The sequence below is a fragment of the Oleiphilus sp. HI0061 genome (genome assembly GCF_001635675.1).
The window spans coordinates 1-1,125 of sequence record NZ_LWFE01001481.1 but is presented as its reverse complement, the minus strand read 5'-3'; the positions used below and the strand labels follow the sequence as shown (position 1 = coordinate 1,125).

The 1,125-nt window shown below is 39.2% G+C and carries 1 protein-coding gene and 1 pseudogene; both read left to right on the top strand.

From position 1 onward, the window contains the following. A pseudogene (locus A3735_RS23160) lies at positions 1-539 on the top strand (hypothetical protein); the annotation flags it as partial. Between the two features lie 108 nt (positions 540-647). Further along, positions 648-917 carry a 30S ribosomal protein S15 gene (gene rpsO / locus A3735_RS23155; protein ID WP_068509647.1) on the top strand — a complete coding sequence of 90 codons (270 nt, stop codon included), beginning with the start codon at positions 648-650 and terminating at the stop codon, positions 915-917. Positions 918-1,125 lie beyond the last annotated feature (208 nt).

Here is a 1,125-nt window from a genome sequence, read left to right as displayed (position 1 = left end):
AGCAGCTCGATTTGACTGTCGAATGTTCGAAAGGTACTTATATTCGCTCATTAGTGGAAGATATTGGTAATGAACTGGGCTGTGGTGCGCATGTCTCAATGTTGCGTCGTTTTAAGGCCGGGCACTTCATGTTGGATAGCACTGTTAAGATGCTTGCTTTGGACGAAATGTCTCAAGAACTTGCTTTAGGTGAAGGCTTGGAAGCAGTTTTAGATGTCAATTTACTGCCAATTGACAGTTTATTGCCTGATACACCCAAAGTATGCCTAAAAAATGAGCTTGTAAGCTCGATATTAAATGGACAAGCGGTTAGAATAGCCGACTTTGAAAATACTGGCTTTGTCTGTATTTATCTGCCTGTTGATACTTTATGCCAAAATTTAAGTGTCGAGCAGACAATATTCAAGCAGTATTTTGAATCTACCTTTGAAAAAGATGGTCAGCAATATGTCTTTGCTGGTGTCGCTGAAATTGACGAAGAAGGTATGTTACAACCTAGTCGACTCGTCAACTTTAATGAAATTGCGACACAGGTATAGGTCTTTTTCAAACTAATAACGGTAGAAAGAAAACAAGTTTCGCAAACGAGTTGACTGTAAATATGCGCGGTTGGCTTAAGTTTTAATTAGCATATTGAGGAAATAACTATGGCTCTTAATGCCGAAGAAAAAGCAAAAGTAGTAAGCGAATATCAACAGTCTGAAGGTGATACTGGTTCTCCAGAAGTTCAGGTTGCATTGTTGACAACTAACATCAACAAATTGCAAGGCCACTTCAAGGGTAACAAGCACGACCACCATTCACGTCGCGGTTTGATCCGTATGGTTAACCAGCGTCGTAAGTTGTTGGACTACTTGAAGCGTAAGGACGGTCAGCGTTATTTAGACTTGATCGCTCGCTTAGGTCTACGTCGCTAAGGTGTAAGCTTTTTGAGCTTTGTTTTAGAGATGACTATGATTTTGTTATGAAGTCATAAATAAAGTACCGGCATGTCTTGAAAGATAGACATGCCGGTTCTTTTTTATCGATAATCATATTTTTTTATGTGATTGTCATCACGCTTAGTTGTTTGTGCAGCTAAGGTAAATGTAAAAGTGCTTTGTTAGAAGGCCGTAAAGTTTTATG

Coding starts and splice junctions, on each gene's coding strand:
- rpsO (WP_068509647.1), top strand. CDS start 648: ATGGCTCTTAATGCCGAAGAAAAAGCAAAAGTAGTAAGCGAATATCAA.